We start from the raw sequence: 15,974 nt of genomic DNA, 5'->3' as shown, positions 1-15,974 counted from the left end.
ACTAGGGAAATTCGGCTATGAAAATTGCGGTTCTCGGCGGGGGTCCATCCGGGCTCTATTTTTCCATCTCGATGAAGCTGCGCGACGCAGCGAACGAAATCACGGTGTATGAACGGAACCGTGCGGACGACACGTTCGGTTGGGGCGTGGTTCTGTCTGATGAGACGATGTCGAACTTTGACGATAACGACCCCGTGTCGGAAAAGATGATCCGCGATCACTTTGCTTATTGGGATGACGTCAAGGTGGTCCGGGGCGAGGAAAGCATGACCTCGGGTGGACATGGCTTCTGTGGCATCGGGCGCAAGGTGCTGCTCATGTTGCTGCAGCAGAGAGCCCACGATCTGGGCGTGGTCCTTGAGTTCGAGGCCGACATCACGCCCGACAAAATCGAAGAATTGCGGCGTGATAACGATCTCGTGGTCGCCTCTGACGGTCTGAACTCCAAAACCCGCAGCCTGTATGCGGACCAGTTTCAGCCAGACGTCGATATGCGGGCAAACCATTTTGTCTGGCTGGGCACGCATCAGAAATTCGACGACGCCTTTACCTTCATCTTTGAAAAGACCGAACACGGCTGGGTCTGGGCGCATGCCTATCAGTTTGACGATGATACCGCGACGTTCATTGTCGAATGCGGCCCCGAGACTTACCAGGCCTTTGGCTTTGGCGCCTTGACGCAACAAGAGAGCATTGCGCTCTGCGAGAAAATCTTTGCCAAGCATTTGGGTGGTCATACCCTCATGACCAACGCCAACCATGTTCGCGGATCTGCGTGGATTCAGTTCCCTCGTGTGACCTGCGAGAACTGGTTCTTTGACAATGTGGTACTGCTTGGTGACGCATCGGCCACGGCGCATTTCTCCATCGGTTCAGGGTCAAAACTGGGAATGGAAAGCGCTATCGCTCTTGCCGATGAACTCTCCTCCGGCAAGCCCCTGTCCGACGCCCTTCAGACCTATCAGGACGACCGCAAGTTGCAGGTGCTGCGTGTCACCTCTGCGGCACGCAATTCGACCGAGTGGTTTGAGGACATTGAACGATATCTCGAACTCGACATGATGCAGTTCAACTATGCGCTGCTGACACGATCACAACGGATCAGCCACGAAAACCTGCGCCTGCGCGACCCCGAATGGCTGGCCTCGGCCGAAGCCTGGTTCCAAGCGCAGGCCGGTAGCAATTCGACCCGAAGCCCGATGTTCGCACCATTCAGGTTGCGCGATATGGAGCTTGCGAACCGCGTCGTGGTCTCGCCCATGGCGCAATACAAGGCGAAAGGCGGCATGCCCACGGACTGGCATTTCGTGCATTATGCCGAGCGCGCCAAAGGCGGCGCAGGGCTGGTATTCACCGAAATGCTCTGCGTTAGCAAAGAAGGCCGGATCACACCGGGTTGCCCCTGTATCGGCCCCGAGCAGGTTCCGGAGTGGACACGCCTGACCGATTTCGTCCACGGCGAAACCAATGCAAAGATCTGCGCCCAGATCGGGCATTCCGGCCGCAAGGGCTCAACCCGGCTGGCGTGGGACGGGATGGATCAACCACTGCCAGAGGGCGAGAACTGGCCGCTTTTGTCGGCCTCGGCAATCCCGTTGATGGACGGCAATGTCATCCCAAAGGCGATGGATCGCGCCGACATGGACGCGGTGCGCGACCAGTTCGTTACTGCGGTGCGCGCTGCCCGCGATGCAGATTTCGACATGATCGAAATGCACGCGGCCCATGGTTATCTGTTGGCCTCCTTCATCTCGCCCGTCACCAACAAACGAGACGACGACTATGGCGGCTCTCTTGAGAACCGCCTGCGCTATCCGCTGGAGGTCTTTGCCGCCATGCGCGCAGAATGGCCCGAAGGCAAGCCGATGACGGTTCGTATTTCGGCGCACGACTGGATGGGTGATGATGCTGTCACCCCGGACGAAGCGGTGCAGATCGGTGCCGCCTTCAAGGCCGCTGGCGCCGACGCGATCAACGTTTCCTCCGGACAGACCGACAAGGCCGAACAACCGATCTATGGCCGCATGTTCCAGGTGCCCTTTGCCGACCGGGTCCGCAACGAAATCGGCCTGCCGACGCTGGTCGCGGGCAATATCTATGAACCCGACCACGTCAATTCTATCCTCATGGCGGGGCGCGCCGATCTGGTTCTGCTGGCCCGGCCACATCTGGCCGACCCCTATTGGACGTTGCATGCGGCTGTTGACCTCGGCGACGAAGAACAGGTTTGGCCGTCTCCTTACGAAGGCGGGCGCCGCCAAGCCAACACATTGGCCGAACGTGCAAGGACGATGGCAACATGAGCCTTGCTGGCAAATCAGCCTTTGTGACCGGCGGAGGCTCGGGTGTCGGGGCTGTCATCGCGACCCGTTTGGCGCAAGCGGGTGCAGAGGTCACGATCTGCGGTCGGCGCGAGGCCCCGCTTGCCGCCGTTGCGGCGGGCCAGTCGGGCATCGCGGCCACTGTCTGCGACATCACCGACGAAGCTGTTCTTGCAGAGGCCATTGCCACCGCTGCGCCCGATATCGTCGTCGCCAATGCCGGGGCATCGGCGAGCGCCCCCTTTGTCCGAACCGAATTGGCCGATTTCCGGCACATGCTGGACGTAAACCTGATCGGCACCTTTCTAACGCTGCGCGAAGGCGCACGCGCCATGTCTGACAAACCGTGGGGCCGGCTCATTGCCATTGCGTCGACCGCAGGTCTCAAGGGCTATCCTTATGTTGCGCCCTATGCGGCGGCCAAACATGGCGTGGTCGGCATGGTCAAATCCGTGGCGCTGGAGCTTGCGCGCAAAGGCGTCACGGCCAACGCCGTCTGCCCCGGCTTTCTCGATACCGAGATGACGGAACGGTCGATCGCGAATATCGTTGAAAAGACCGGACGTAGCACAGCAGAGGCCCGCGCCTCACTTGAGGCAACGAACCCCATGCACCGGCTCGTTCCACCTGATGACGTGGCCCAGGCCGTCCTCTGGCTGTGTTCGTCCGGCTCTGACATGGTGACGGGTCAGTCCATCTCAGTATCGGGCGGCGAGACATGAGCGAAACGTTTCGCCTGACACGTCAGGTCGAATTCAATCATTGCGACCCGGCAGGCATGGTCTTTTACCCTCGATATTTTGAGATGATATCCGCAACCATAGAACGGTTTCTGGCCGATATCGTCGATTATGGCTGGTCTTCCATGGGTGTGTCCGAGAACGGGATGGGAACACCGATGGGGCAGATCAACGTGCGGTTTGCAAACCCGTCCTATCTGGGCGAATGGCTGGATCTGGACCTGACTCTTGCACGGCTTGGGACTGCCTCGGCCACCTTTGACATCCATTGCAGCAGCAAGGGCGAAGCCCGCTTTGACTGCGAGGCCACGATCATTCACGCCAAAACCGGAGGCGGCAAATCGGCCCCCTGGCCCGATGACGCGCGCGCCTGCATGGCCGCATATCTGACGGCCACCACCCCAACACAGAAAGAGCCCGAGACATGACAACTTTGACCCCGCACGTGTTCCTCCAGCCCGACGGCTGGGTTCCCGCCAAAGGTTATGCCAATGGTGTTCTGGCCGAGGGCCAAATGATTTTCACCGGCGGTCTCGTCGGCTGGAATGAGAACCAGGAATGGGTCGAAACCGATATGGTCGGCCAGTTCCGCCAGACCTTGCAGAATATCGTAGCCGTTCTGGCCAAAGGTGGCGCGCGACCCGAGCATCTGGTCCGGCTGACGTGGTACATCACCGACAAACAGGAATATAACGCCAACCTCCGAGCCTTCGGGGCAGCCTATCGCGAAGTGATCGGTCGACATTTTCCCGCCATGGCGGTTGTGCAGGTGGTTGCGCTTATGGAAGACGCCGCGCGTATCGAGATCGAAGCCACTGCCGTCATTCCCAATGCGGAAGCTGACTGAGGTTCTACGCAACCCCAAGGCCCGACACCTTCCGTACTTGGCGGAAAAGGAAGCACATTGCTTTTCTGTAACGGCGACTGAAATCCAAAACTTTGTGGCATTGCTGTGTTGGCCAACCATGCCGAAAAAAGGTCAAGCAGATTGCTTTTCGAGCCTGAGCCAATAGCGTGTATAGCGCCGCTCACCAGTGCGCGTGACCGCTCCCATTTCAACGAGATCCTGTAGGTCTCTTGTCGCCGTCGCCCGCGACGTGCCGGTGATCGAAAGATAGTTCTCGGCGCTCAGGCCACCCTTGAAGCCATCGGGTCCCTCACGAAACATCCGCTCGATCACTTTGGCCTGCCGCTTATTCAGCTTTTCGCGGTGGCGGTCGTAGAAATGCGCCTTCGCAATAAAGAACCCGACTCGTTCCAGAGTAACCTGTTGCGCTGTCAGGACCGTCTCGGCGAACCACTCCAACCACGAGGTAACGTCCAACGTTTTCTGGTGTTGCTCAAGCTGGTCATAGTAGGTTTTCCGTTCTCGTTCGATCGTAAAGGCAAGTGCAATCAGGCTTGGCTGCCCAATATTCTGCGCCAAGGACTTTTCCGCTAAGGCACGGCCCAGACGACCATTGCCATCCTCAAAGGGGTGAATACTTTCAAAGTAGAGATGGCCGAGGCCCGCTCGCGTCAAAGCCGGTAACGGATTGGCGGCATCAGGCGCTGTCCTATCGAACCAGACCATGTAGCGGTCCATCTCTTCCGGCACCTGATCCGACGATAGCGCTTCAAAATGCACTGTCGGCCGGTCAAGGCGTCCGGACACAATTTGCATTGCGTCTTTATGCAGTCGATAGCCACCGATCGTGTCCACCCGTCGATCATGGGACAGCAGCATACTATGCCATCGGAACAACGTCTTGTGGCTCAGTGGCTCAGCATAGGTCGAATAAACATCGACCATCATCTCCGCCACCCCCTGCTCTCGTGGTTTGCTCGAATAGTTGTCCGGCGCCAGGCCGAGTTGCCGGCGAAGTGACGATTGCACGCTGAGCCTGTCAAGCATCTCTCCTTCGATCGCGCTGGTTTTCATGGCCTCATCGCTCAGCAAATCGATGCGGAGTTGATCACATTCCGAAGGCCGGACATGATGGACAGCACCGAGGATTTCACCGGAAGACAACAAAAAGCGCTGTTCAAGCGGTGCTAGGGCCGCCGAGTCATACCGGAATTCCGGCCAGTCAGGTATCTGCCAGTTCCAAACCATGAGTTGTAGACGTCCCTTCTATAACTCATAAAAAAATCACTTTCGAGCCATAGAAGTCAATCCTATACCTCAATGACGACACGAGCCTTCAGGATCCGGCCGATAGTTTGCGCATTGGAAGCCCTTGCAAGTGCTGAATAAATCGAAATTATCCACACCGTCTCACTGTTACTGGTCCTGTCTCGCGCTCAATCACCGATATCCACGTAGGTACATTTTGTCGTGCCTGCACGCTTTCACTCGATTCCCTCAAATATCGTAGGGTCCATGTCTTCCCAGAACTCGTGAATAGCGCGAATGTTCAATGGCGAGATCCAGCCAAAGCGCTCAAAGTTGGACCTCAAAACATCGTCTTTGATCTGGCTCGCGAACAAGCGCTTGTCCGCGTCTCGCTGTGTCGGATTGCGCGCGTCTACGGCGGCCTGAATGCGACGTAACCTCTCTGCCTTCTTGGTCAAAGGCACTGCCGGCGTGGGAGGCTTGCCCGACGCATCATAATCTTCCTTAAGGGCAGCACTTAGATAACCGACCATACTTTTGACGTCCTTGCGCTGCTGCACATAGTTCAGCTTGGCAGAAACCTGATCTTCGCCATATGCACTAAGCCATTGCCGAGCCAAACGGTCACTGACCCCCTGCTCGCGCAGTCGCCCATAAACCGGCCCATGCCGCATCGCACGCCCGTCATCCAGGTCAAGGATCGCCAGCTGCGGGTTCTCCTTGATCTGGAACCGGATGTCCGACACCACCCTGCCCTTCTTGCGCGTTTCCGGCTCAATCAGAATATTGCTGGTCTTGTTTACTTCCGCCACGGCCGGCTTGATGACCTTTGCATTCAGATGCTTGTAGCTTTCATAATAGCTCGACCCATCCAGCCCCATCAGACGACGGAACAGGTCCATCGGCCACCAGCCCGTGCTGCCGGTTCGAATAAAGCGATAGCAATTTTCATACAGTGCTAAGGCATGGCCCGAGGTGAACTTGCGCTGGATATTCAGGTTGATCAGCGCAAACACCTTCGGATCATGCAGCTTTTCAGCCAACGCAGGAGAATAGGCATACTCGCATACGCCCCCCTTCAGCTTCGCATAGCTCAGCAGGCTCGACACCCCCCATTCCTGTTGCCCCTTCTCATCCAACATGTCCCATTCCGCGACCGTTTCTGCCAATCCACGTAACGACGCCTTGAGCGTGTCCATATCATTTGAGTTGTACCCGATCATGAGGCACAGGGTCCGCGCATCTATCGAAAACGTGCTCTGGCTGGTGAGCGTGTCGTATGCGTTCAACAGCAAGACATTTGACAACTTGCGCTGCAACAACGTCAGCTTGCCCGACACGTGGATCGCGGCGACATGTTTTTTGACTGCGCCGCGCCGTAGCGCGCCCGAGAGTTGGTCGCGTGGAATATCGTCCATTGTACTGCTCACTTTTATCCACATTATGCACTTTCGGGGACCTGTATGCAATCTTTCTGTGGGTCCCCAAACCGCACTGTACGACGTCCCGTATTTGGGTCCCCATTGGCAATGACCCCCGGTTTACCTCTATATACAGGTACCCAAATACAGGGTGAGTTATCCACAATAGCCGCCATAGTTGGGTGTAGAGCGCCAAAAAGAGGCTCTACCGGGCCCTGGTTCCGCTTATCCCGCGAATCGGGCCTACTTATCCCGTAAGACGGCGCCACTAGACCTGTAAACAGGTCCCTTTACGCCTGTATTTGGGTCCCCATGCTCATCTACCGTGTTAAATAATAACGTTTTTTTCGGCGCAAAGATTCTAAAGATCTCAAAGCTATTACAATCTATATGCTGTCGTTTTCATATTTTTTGGACTGGTTTCGCCGCGAAACCTTCGGTGGACGTGTCTTTACCATTGCACATGTGCGATAGTTCGGTCCAAATCATAATAATAGCAAAACATCGCAGAGGAACTGAGATGGCCGCAGGCAAAGACCCCCTCCCCCCATACTTCAGCATCGATCCGGCTGCTGCCGCAGCAAAGTTGTCTGACCCTATCGACACTGCCCGATTCGCAAAAGCAGCAGCTTTCGCCTCCAAGGGCCGAGAAGATTTGGCGCGGCGTGGCTATGCTCCGGACGGCAAGAAAAGGCTTCGCCATTTTTCGACTTGGGAGATCTGCAAGTTTCTCATCCCGGTGGCTCCCGCACATTTCAGGCGTGTACTCAAGAAGTACCCCGATCTTCCCCAAGGCGTTGGCGAAGGCAATTCCAAGTGGTTCACTCTGGATGACGTGTTGCGCTTGCGTGCGCATTTTGCCGCCGAAGGTGCACGAGACCGTGAGTATCAGCCATGGCGCCCCGAAGGTCTGTCCGCCAAGATCGTCGCAGTGTCGAACTTTAAGGGCGGCACGTCCAAGACAACCACCACAGCCCATCTGGCGATGTCCGCTGCTCTGGACGGCTACAAGGTGCTTGTGATCGATCTTGACAGCCAAGGCTCCTTGACCTCGATCATGGGCGGTGACGTGGCCAATGAATGGTCCACCGCATTTCCCCTCATGGCCAAGGATTACGCGCAGGCCATGCTGGCCGAGAACAGCGTTCGTGCAGCGGCGGGTCAGCCCCCCCTGCCCTTCGATGAAACGCTAACCGAAGCCCTGAACGTTTCGGCGCGCGACATCATTCAATCCACACACTGGCCCAACATCGATCTGCTTGGCGCGCAGCTCAACCTCTACTGGGCCGAGTTCCAGATTCCAGTCTGGCGTATGAACCTACGCAGTTGGCCGTTGTGGGATGCGCTAACCAATGCGCTGACCAACGAACGCATCGTAGACGATTACGACATCATCTTTCTCGATACTCCCCCGGCGCTCGGCTATTTAACCATCAACGCCTTGGCGGCCGCCGATATTCTTTTGGTGCCACTTGGAGCCTCGTTTCTTGAATTCGACTCGACGGGCCGGTTCTTTGATATGCTCTATTCGACGTTTGCCAGTGTCGAAGAAGGTGAAAACGCAGCCCGCCGCCGGGATGGCCTGCCGGAAATCAAGTTCGAGTGGGATGCCGTGCGCGCGCTCATTACCCGTTTTGATGCCAGCCAGCAGACCGATCTTGCCAATGTGATCCAGGCGTATTTCGGCGACTTCATGACCACGTACCGCCAAGATATGACCGCTATGGTGGGCCAGGCTGGCGAACAGGTGAACGGTATTTACGAGGCCGATTATCGTGAGTTTAATCGAGATACCTATGTACGTGGCCGCGAAACATTTGACCGGACGTGGGCCGAGGTCAAAGAGATCATTCTCGGAACCTGGTGGCGTGATCTTGAAGCTGCCAAGGCAAAACAGGCTGCAGAGGAGGAGTCAAATGGCTAGACGCAGAAAACTCGAAGCACCCAGCAGCGCTGATCTGAGCAAACTTGAGGAGGAGTTTCGCAGCGAAACCTCCGGTGCTGGATCCGGTCGCGGGCTCGCGCCCATTGCGCAGGTGGCGGCCGATAGCGCCGCGCTTTCACAGCCCTCCAGCCCCGAAGACCGAACGCGTCTGGCCCATCTGGAAAGGCGTGAGGCGGACTTGAGGGGGGCGGAAACAGAAGGTCGCCTGCTGGTCGATTTGCCCGTCGGCGACATTGATGCCGATGCGATGGTACGAGACCGCAGCGTAATTGATGCGGGTGAAATGCTTGAACTGCGCCTTTCGATTGCGGCCAACGGTCTGCGACTGCCCATTGAGGTGTATGAGCTTCCCGAGGTCGATGAGGCGGGAGCTGTGCGCTACGGGCTTGTGTCCGGCTATCGCCGCCTGATGGCCGTTCGAGAGTTGCTCGGTCTGACCGAAGATGACCGTTACAAGACCATCCGATCAATCATTCGTCCAGCAGCCGAAGCTGACGCCGCCTTCGTCGCCATGGTTGAAGAAAACGAGGTGCGATCGGAACTCAGTCAATTTGAGCGGGGTCGCATCGCCGTACTGGCATCGCAACAGGGCGCGTTCCTCAATGTCGAGGACGCAGTCAACAAGCTCTACGCAACCGGGTCCAAGGCCAAGAGGTCCAAGGTGCGAAGCTTTGCTCTTATATTTGAAGAGCTTGGTGACATGCTGGAGTTCCCGGACGCGCTCAGTGAACGGCGCGGTCTCAAGTTGGCGCAAGCCTTGCGCCAGGGTGGGGAGGCGATACTGCGAGAGGCATTGGCGGAGAGAAGCGTTGCATCTGGTGAGGAGGAGGGCGCTTTGATCGATGCTGTGATCGCGTCTATGGATGCACCAAAACCCGACCCCAAAAAGGGTGGCCGTCCCAAATCACGCAAACACGTGTCCGGTTGGCAAAATGCTGAAACTCTAGTGACATCGTCCGGGATCACCATTCGCCGTCAGACCGATAGCGAAGGGTATCTGTTGAGGTTTGAGGGCTCCAAGGTTGATGCGGATTTAATGGATAGCCTCGTAGAGGAAATCCGCACATTGCTGGAAAAACCCTGACAGGTTTCGCGGCGAAACCTAATATTTGAGCCGCGAAGTGGGGTCACGGGTCCAGGACCCATTGCTTTGGTTGGGCTTGCCGAGTTCTAGTCACCGTGACTTCCGTCGCATCAGGACAGTTCGGTGGAGTCAGGTCAGCGGTGCTTCTTGAACTGATGATCCTCGACCGGCGTGCTGCAGGCTAGGGCAGGGGATAGCGCACGGCCTCAGCATAGTTTCGACTATACCCGGTTATGGTAGGCCGACGCTGGTGCCAGCGTTCGTAACAGGTTGCGTGATTATGCGTGGGATATGTCCGTCGTTTGTCGCCGTGCCAGAAGTGGGCCTTGCTCGCTGATTTTCTTTTGGCCTCCACTGTGCACATCTAGGCTGATGCAGTCAGTGTCGCGCATTCTAGTGCAATGGTCGATCGGCCTGATAGACCAGCCCGTGTGTGTAAAGCAGGTTGCAGGGCGGGGAGGTGTAAATCGCTGCAATATCCTTTGTCAGGACCGGCTTTTTCTCTTCCGCAACTCCAGCGTGATTGCTTTTGATGACTGTCTGAACGCATGAACGATGAGACCAGGCGTCGAAGCAATGTCGTCGACATATTTCCCAACGAACTAGGAAGCAGACGCCTCGCCGGCGCGCTGATCTTGAAGAAAACGACGAATAGGCCGCTACATGAAGCTGGCTACTTTCGCCACCATCTGCAAGGATAACAACTTTAGCTCGGCGAAAGCCGCAATTTTAAAATGGGCTCAATTCCTGGCCGGAGAACAGTTTTCGTGACGTATTGGAGCGTTACCCTGAGGTAGCTCGTAGGCTATTCAATAGAGCCATGCCAATGATTTCGCATCTTCAGTTTCCACGGCCACTGTTGGACTAAGGAGAGACCTATGCTGACCGACACCGCAAGACGAGCTTAGAGATTGAGCGAGAATTCAGACCACCTATAGAGTGCTGCCTCTGTTGAACAATGAGCGGGATTCAAGCCGAAACCATCCTTTGAATTAGGGCGACACCCGGTTTTGCGTACCAGACTTCAATATGCCCGATAAGTTTGCATTATAGGACGTAATATGGAGGGGTGGGGCGAGGCGGTTTCCACGCATTTATGCTGATATATGCGCCGTAATTGGGTAATCTTGGAGCATGACCCATGCCCGCCCGAATTTCAGTGGCGTCAACGACACCATATCCGGGGTCCCGTCTTGGATCACCTCAACGCGCGCAAAAACTCCTAAAGATGTGGCGTTTTTGTCGGGTGCGGCTTTGTCCCATCTGCAGTTCGACTTGCAATGTGTAGACCCACTTCTTGCTCTTTGAGCAACGCATCAAATACCGCCAGCGGCTGGTATTGACGCGCGAGACACGGGCAGCGGAGAGGCGCATTGCGCGGCCAAGTTGCTCTTCGAACTCGCGACTTTCCCTCCTGATCTAGCGGTTCTTAGGATAGTCGCACGACTCAGATTGAGTCTGATAATATGTGGGTGCCAAGTGACAGGTGCATAGATATGCCAGTTTTGGTACCGCAATCACCAGTGATGCGACAGAGTCAAACAGCTGTGCTATCTTCGTGATCGGAGGATAAGCATGACTGCATCCACGCGACTTCTTCTCGGCACCACCAAAGGTGCTTTTATCATAACACCCGACGGCGATGATTGGTCCGTCTCTGGCCCGCATTGTGATGGCTGGTGCATCAATCATGTCATCGGCGACGCGGACAGCGGCATGCTTTGGGCTGGTGGCGGCGGTGATTGGCCCGGGGCAGGGGTCTGGCGGTCCGAGGATGGCGATCATTGGGAGCTTTCCAAACTTTCGAATGGTCAGATCGATGAATGGGCAGCCTCGGACCCGGAAACGGCGACATTTCTCAATTGGGAACCGATTGATGTGCCTTTTGACAATCTCAAGGCTGTCTGGTCACTGCGCAAGGCGCACGGCGTTCTCTATGCGGGAACAAACCCGGCTTCATTGCTATGCAGTGCAGATGGTGGCCGGACCTGGGAGAAGAACGGAGCGTTTGAAAGCCATCCAACGCGCGAAAGCTGGAACCCCGGAGCCGCCGGATTGGTGCTTCATACTTTGGTAAGCGACCCCAACACCCCAGAGAAGATCTGGCTAGGCGTCTCTGCGGCAGGGGTTTTTGCTACGGAAGATGGCGGCAAGAGCTGGGAGCGCCGTAACCGTTTGTCGAATGACACCGTCTGCGCCGAGCACCACCATCCTGCTGCGCCACGCAACGGCGAAACCGGCCACTGCGTGCACAACATGCAACGCGGTTCCGATGATCTGCTCTATCAGCAAAATCACCATGGCACCTATCGCAGTACGGATGGCGGGCGCACTTGGAGCGATATCACAACCGGGTTGCCGTCCACCTTTGGCTTCCCGATCGCGGTGCACCCGGATGATCCAGATGTGATCTGGGTCGTGCCACTGAACGGCGATGACGCCGGTCGTTTCCCACCTGAGGCTTCGGCCGCCGTGTGGAAATCTACGAATGGTGGCGAGACGTGGGAGGCCAAACGTGACGGCCTGCCAAAAGTTTCGTGTTTCTTCACCGTGCTGCGTCAGTCGATGGCTACAGACGCAGAAGCAGGGTTATACTTTGGAACCAACACGGGATCGGTCTTTGCCAGCTTAGACCAAGGCGAAAGCTTCTCAGAGATCGCCCGGCATCTGCCAACGATCCTGTCGGTGGAAACGCTCACCCTATGACACTACATGCGACATAAGGTGTTTAATCCTACGGCTTGAAGCTGACTTGTTGTCATGATCCACGAACCCCAGTGGTTTGGGGGGCATCGTCAAGTTGTTGAATGCAACTTGTAAGATTCTAGTAACCGAGAGGTCACGGCACCAATTCGGCGGTGTAATCAGACCAGAGGCTGAACGCGCAAGTCCGAGCATGGTGGTCTGAAATTGAGGTAAGTTGGTAGCGGCGCGGACGGAAGATCAGGTTGATCTCATCGTGTGCTGTCAGAAATTTCTGCGCCTGTCGGTGAGATTTGAACCGCCCGAATATCGTCTCTCGCTTGCGGGTCGGTCTGTGTGACCCTTTGATGGCGTTATACAATCCCTTGTACTCGCGGTGGTCAGTGTCCGGCGCCAGTGTCTTGATCGGCTTGATATAGCTGCGCAGCTTGTCCACGGCCCGTCAGTGCATTGCAAATGCAATGGCACGAAAGTGGCGATTACGACCCTCGGCTCCCGGCTGAGTTTAATCTTGCCCAAATACAACCTCGGGCGAAGGCTCGAACGGCATGGGACAGACAGCCCCAATTGGCGCAAATTTTGCCGTTGAGTCAAACAATCAGACAGGGATTTGCTTTCTCACCTGCGATCAGTTTACGCAGTGAGCCTGTCTGGATCGACCCCATGAACACTGTCCGCCCGACTGCGAATGCGGGCGTACCGATAAAGCCGAACACATTTGCAATGGCTGCTGTCAGCCGCAGGCGGCGGTCGATGGCATCCGACTGCATATCTTTGAGCAGTCTGGCGGCATCGAGATTGAGATTTTCTGCAATTGCCGCGATGAAGCGTTCATCCGTGAGGGCAGGTGTTCGGATAAGACGCGCGTGCATATCGCGATATCTGCCCTGAAGGTCTGCCGCCAGCACCGCGCGGCTGGCAACTGCCGAAGCTACGCCAAGAAGCGGGAGTTGATGACGGACGATGTGAAAGGTATCCCGGTCACTCGCCTCAAGATCGGTCAGCCGATCATCCATCACGCGACAGATCGGACAGGCGAAGTCGGAGAACATCGCGATCGGTACGGTGTTGCTGGACCCTTTACCGAAAAGCGCGGTACAGGGGTTTTCCCTGACAAACAGCTCCAGTTCATCAACAGCGTCGGTTTCCGGTTCGCCTGTGTCGACACCCGCAAAAATTGCTGCGCCCGGTGTAGACGCACCGGCCCCCAGCAATCGCCGGAAGGGTGGTAGATCAGGTATGTATTCGAACGCGAAGTCCGGCTGTCCCAGCGATGCCAGATACGGAACGCCTTTCACCCATCCAGCAACAGCGAGGGCCCCGCCAGCCAGTAACGCCCGCCGTTTCCAGTCAGCATTCCTGGCCATTATCCCGCGATCTGGACAAGCATCAGAATGGCCATTCCCATCATCATAAGGTTTTCCGTCAGGCTGACAAAACCAAGAGGCACATTCGATCCGCCGCCCACACAGGCGCATTTCAACTCTCGCTTGTCGATGTAAACGGCCTTGAACACGCTGATTGCGCCGACCGTCGAGATAAAGAGCGCTGCAGGGGCCGCAAGCCAAGTCAACAACATCCCTGTCATGAGGATACCTGCCGCTGTTTCAACCCAAGGATAGACATACGCATATGGCACCCATTTCCGCGCCAGCAGATCGTAGTTGAGAAACATCGTCGTAAAGCTCTCGATGTCACGGAGCTTTTGCATCCCCAACAGGATCATCGAGACCGAAATGAACCAACCCAGCGTCTGCCCTGTGACCGCGCCGAGAAAACCGATGGACAACGCGAACGCCGTCGCGGCGGCAACAACGAACAGATTGATGACCGGCTTGTAAGTTGTCGCATCAGGGTCGTAGTTGGTGAGTTTCTGGCGCAAGGTATCATATCCGCCGACACGCTCGCCTTTGATCCAAATTTGCGGGGTGGTGGGCACGTCATACGCTTCCTTGAACGCATCGACCTCTGACCGTTCGCGGAACAGCCGGTCATCGACCTCATAGCCGTAGCGGTCCAGTAGCCATCGTGACTTTTGTCCCGACGGACATAGATGGTTTGGCAGGGCCATGCGGTAGAGAACGGCGGTTTTTCCGGTCGCGGATGCCGCGGGGTCGGTCGTTACGTCGGCGACGTCACGGGTGTCTTTTGGCACGATGGGTCTCCTGATGCGCTTTGTCTAAAACCACTGTAGCGTTGTCTCGATCTTCTATTGCAGGCACTACGCATATACCTAGATGGGGTATATCTTCGAAATGTCAGCCCAGGAATCCAAAAAAGTGGGAGCGCCGCTCGTGAAAACCAACAAAGACAGAACACTGGACCGGCTTTCTAGGCTGGAAGGGCAAGTGCGAGGTGTTGCAGGTATGGTCGAGGCCGACCGCTACTGTATGGACATCTTGGCGCAGACAGCGGCAATAAGGTCTGCCATTTTGGGCGTTGAAAAGCTGATCCTCGAAAACCACGCCGCGCATTGTGTCGAGACGGCCATCCAAAGTGGCAAACCCGAAGAGCAACGGGCGAAGTTTGACGAGCTGATCGGGCTATTGCAGAAGGCGTCAAAGTAACTGTTCAGTCGAGAGTTTGGGGACTGTACCAAAAGTGGGGGTTTTGCCCTAGTCGCGTCCGAGAAAAGATTGGATAGGGCCTTGTATGGGGTTTTGATGGAGTGGACATCCCCTGATCTCTCTTCTGATAGGTTTGGGAGATGAAAGCTATCAGAACCGTTTCATAAACACCTTATCACGGTGCCCACGAAACCGGCAGCAGGCCAACTCTAAGCCGGGACATTCATTGTGTCGTCTTTTCAAGCCGTGGGGATTCAAGCGGAGCGATGCGATCCATCAACTGGCCCCGATTGGCGGAGATGTCTGCAATCGTGAGGTCATCGAGCACGGCCATGAAGGCGGCTGTCGCCTCCTGTATCTTTTTTGACAAAATGCAGATGCCGATCAACGGACAAGTGTTTTTCTCCGAGTTAAAGCACTCGACCACATCTAACGGGCCTTCAGTTATCCGAACAACTTCGCCTACGATAATCTCTTCCGGCGGGCGAGCAAGACGGAAGCCGCCATTCCGGCCACGGACAGTTTCCAGATATCCGGCTTTGCCCAGTTCGTGCACGATCTTCATAATGTGTGGCCGGGACAAGTTGTGGATTTTCGCGACGTCATCAATCCGCACAAGTTCCGGTGCTTTCAAGGCCGCAAGCTGCAATGAGCGCATAGCGTAGTTCGTGTAGCTGGTCAGTTTCATGGCTGCATCCTGTTGTCGCAGAAAAAGATATATTCAAACTATTGCTTTTGTAAAGAGGTTACGCTAAATCGCTTAAAAGAACTATTTAAAATATAGGAAATACGACATGACCCTAAGAATCGGCGATACTGCCCCCGACTTTAAGGCCGACACAACAACTGGCCCGATCAGCTTCCACGACTGGATGGGAAACAACTGGGCGTTCTTCTTCAGCCACCCCGCTGACTTCACCCCCGTTTGCACGACCGAAATGGGCCGGACATCACAGTTGCGGGTTTCGCAAATTCCCGGACACGGATTTCAGTAATTCCCGGACACGCGTTTCGGTAAATCCCGGACAGGGATTTCGGTAATTCCCGGACAGCTGCGGGGACCCGGACACGGTTGGTCATCGCCTGCTCCGTCACGGC

Annotated in this window: 13 protein-coding genes and 2 pseudogenes; 9 read left to right on the top strand and 6 right to left on the bottom strand. The window is 56.1% G+C overall.

Going from position 1 to position 15,974, the window contains the following annotated elements:
* Positions 1 to 17: 17 nt before the first annotated feature.
* The 4 genes from ABJO75_RS17000 to ABJO75_RS16985 are packed head-to-tail and all read left to right on the top strand — an operon-like array spanning position 18 to position 3,908.
* Positions 18 to 2,303 carry a bifunctional salicylyl-CoA 5-hydroxylase/oxidoreductase gene (locus ABJO75_RS17000; protein ID WP_348131988.1) on the top strand — a complete coding sequence of 762 codons (2,286 nt, stop codon included), beginning with the start codon at positions 18 to 20 and terminating at the stop codon, positions 2,301 to 2,303.
* Complete coding sequence (locus ABJO75_RS16995; protein WP_348131985.1) at positions 2,300 to 3,043, top strand: SDR family NAD(P)-dependent oxidoreductase; 744 nt, start codon at positions 2,300 to 2,302, stop codon at positions 3,041 to 3,043. Before ABJO75_RS17000 ends, ABJO75_RS16995 begins: the two co-directional genes overlap by 4 nt.
* On the top strand, positions 3,040 to 3,489 hold the full coding sequence (locus tag ABJO75_RS16990) for a thioesterase family protein (RefSeq protein WP_348131983.1): 450 nt from the start codon (positions 3,040 to 3,042) through the stop codon (positions 3,487 to 3,489). Before ABJO75_RS16995 ends, ABJO75_RS16990 begins: the two co-directional genes overlap by 4 nt.
* Complete coding sequence (locus tag ABJO75_RS16985) at positions 3,486 to 3,908, top strand: RidA family protein (protein WP_348131981.1); 423 nt, start codon at positions 3,486 to 3,488, stop codon at positions 3,906 to 3,908. The genes ABJO75_RS16990 and ABJO75_RS16985 overlap by 4 nt, the downstream gene beginning before the upstream one ends.
* A 132-nt stretch (positions 3,909 to 4,040) precedes the next feature.
* Here the strand turns inward: ABJO75_RS16985 and ABJO75_RS16980 are convergent, their stop codons facing one another.
* Positions 4,041 to 5,156, bottom strand: coding sequence for a Fic family protein (locus ABJO75_RS16980; RefSeq protein ID WP_348131978.1), 1,116 nt, complete (start codon positions 5,154 to 5,156; stop codon positions 4,041 to 4,043).
* A gap of 236 nt (positions 5,157 to 5,392) precedes the next feature.
* Positions 5,393 to 6,574, bottom strand: coding sequence for a replication initiation protein (locus tag ABJO75_RS16975; RefSeq protein ID WP_348131975.1), 1,182 nt, complete (start codon positions 6,572 to 6,574; stop codon positions 5,393 to 5,395).
* 523 nt (positions 6,575 to 7,097) lie between these two features.
* Here ABJO75_RS16975 and ABJO75_RS16970 point away from each other — a divergent pair.
* The 3 genes from ABJO75_RS16970 (at position 7,098) to ABJO75_RS16960 (ending at position 12,312) form a co-directional block, all read left to right on the top strand.
* On the top strand, positions 7,098 to 8,501 hold the full coding sequence (locus tag ABJO75_RS16970; protein WP_348131972.1) for an AAA family ATPase: 1,404 nt from the start codon (positions 7,098 to 7,100) through the stop codon (positions 8,499 to 8,501).
* A complete protein-coding gene (locus ABJO75_RS16965; RefSeq protein WP_348131969.1) occupies positions 8,494 to 9,606 on the top strand; it encodes a ParB N-terminal domain-containing protein in 1,113 nt (370 codons plus the stop codon). Before ABJO75_RS16970 ends, ABJO75_RS16965 begins: the two co-directional genes overlap by 8 nt.
* Before the next feature lie 1,575 nt (positions 9,607 to 11,181).
* On the top strand, positions 11,182 to 12,312 hold the full coding sequence (locus tag ABJO75_RS16960; protein WP_348131967.1) for an exo-alpha-sialidase: 1,131 nt from the start codon (positions 11,182 to 11,184) through the stop codon (positions 12,310 to 12,312).
* Positions 12,313 to 12,445: 133 nt separating this feature from the next.
* Here the strand turns inward: ABJO75_RS16960 and ABJO75_RS16955 are convergent.
* The 3 genes and pseudogenes from ABJO75_RS16955 to ABJO75_RS16945 form a co-directional block, all read right to left on the bottom strand.
* A pseudogene (locus ABJO75_RS16955) lies at positions 12,446 to 12,742 on the bottom strand (IS6 family transposase); the annotation flags it as partial.
* Positions 12,743 to 12,899: 157 nt separating this feature from the next.
* The gene (locus ABJO75_RS16950) at positions 12,900 to 13,676 is read right to left on the bottom strand and encodes a DsbA family protein (protein WP_348131965.1); all 777 of its coding nucleotides are present in this window, start codon (positions 13,674 to 13,676) and stop codon (positions 12,900 to 12,902) included.
* Complete coding sequence (locus tag ABJO75_RS16945; RefSeq protein ID WP_348131962.1) at positions 13,676 to 14,464, bottom strand: MauE/DoxX family redox-associated membrane protein; 789 nt, start codon at positions 14,462 to 14,464, stop codon at positions 13,676 to 13,678. Before ABJO75_RS16945 ends, ABJO75_RS16950 begins: the two co-directional genes overlap by 1 nt.
* Positions 14,465 to 14,603: 139 nt before the next feature.
* Between ABJO75_RS16945 and ABJO75_RS16940 the strand changes: the two genes are divergently transcribed.
* Positions 14,604 to 14,876: a metal-sensitive transcriptional regulator gene (locus ABJO75_RS16940; RefSeq protein ID WP_348131960.1), complete on the top strand. Its 273-nt coding sequence runs from the start codon at positions 14,604 to 14,606 to the stop codon at positions 14,874 to 14,876.
* 223 nt (positions 14,877 to 15,099) lie between these two features.
* On the opposite strand, the gene ABJO75_RS16935 is transcribed toward ABJO75_RS16940, so the two are convergent.
* Positions 15,100 to 15,564, bottom strand: a complete 465-nt coding sequence (locus tag ABJO75_RS16935) for an Rrf2 family transcriptional regulator (RefSeq protein ID WP_348131958.1) — start codon at positions 15,562 to 15,564, stop codon at positions 15,100 to 15,102.
* A 106-nt stretch (positions 15,565 to 15,670) separates the two neighbouring features.
* Between ABJO75_RS16935 and ABJO75_RS16930 the strand changes: the two are divergent.
* Positions 15,671 to 15,838 (top strand): annotated as a pseudogene (locus ABJO75_RS16930) (redoxin domain-containing protein); the annotation flags it as partial.
* Positions 15,839 to 15,974: the final 136 nt, after the last annotated feature.

The organism is Sedimentitalea sp. (genome assembly GCF_039973035.1).
GTDB lineage: Bacteria > Pseudomonadota > Alphaproteobacteria > Rhodobacterales > Rhodobacteraceae > Sedimentitalea.
The sequence above is the reverse complement of the archived record's forward strand: the minus strand, read 5'-3'. Positions and strand labels throughout refer to the sequence as shown.

Coding starts and splice junctions, on each gene's coding strand:
- ABJO75_RS16965 (WP_348131969.1), top strand. CDS start 8,494: ATGGCTAGACGCAGAAAACTCGAAGCACCCAGCAGCGCTGATCTGAGC.
- ABJO75_RS16990 (WP_348131983.1), top strand. CDS start 3,040: ATGAGCGAAACGTTTCGCCTGACACGTCAGGTCGAATTCAATCATTGC.
- ABJO75_RS16980 (WP_348131978.1), bottom strand. CDS start 5,156: ATGGTTTGGAACTGGCAGATACCTGACTGGCCGGAATTCCGGTATGAC.
- ABJO75_RS16995 (WP_348131985.1), top strand. CDS start 2,300: ATGAGCCTTGCTGGCAAATCAGCCTTTGTGACCGGCGGAGGCTCGGGT.
- ABJO75_RS16935 (WP_348131958.1), bottom strand. CDS start 15,564: ATGAAACTGACCAGCTACACGAACTACGCTATGCGCTCATTGCAGCTT.
- ABJO75_RS16985 (WP_348131981.1), top strand. CDS start 3,486: ATGACAACTTTGACCCCGCACGTGTTCCTCCAGCCCGACGGCTGGGTT.
- ABJO75_RS16960 (WP_348131967.1), top strand. CDS start 11,182: ATGACTGCATCCACGCGACTTCTTCTCGGCACCACCAAAGGTGCTTTT.
- ABJO75_RS17000 (WP_348131988.1), top strand. CDS start 18: ATGAAAATTGCGGTTCTCGGCGGGGGTCCATCCGGGCTCTATTTTTCC.
- ABJO75_RS16970 (WP_348131972.1), top strand. CDS start 7,098: ATGGCCGCAGGCAAAGACCCCCTCCCCCCATACTTCAGCATCGATCCG.
- ABJO75_RS16975 (WP_348131975.1), bottom strand. CDS start 6,574: ATGGACGATATTCCACGCGACCAACTCTCGGGCGCGCTACGGCGCGGC.
- ABJO75_RS16950 (WP_348131965.1), bottom strand. CDS start 13,676: ATGGCCAGGAATGCTGACTGGAAACGGCGGGCGTTACTGGCTGGCGGG.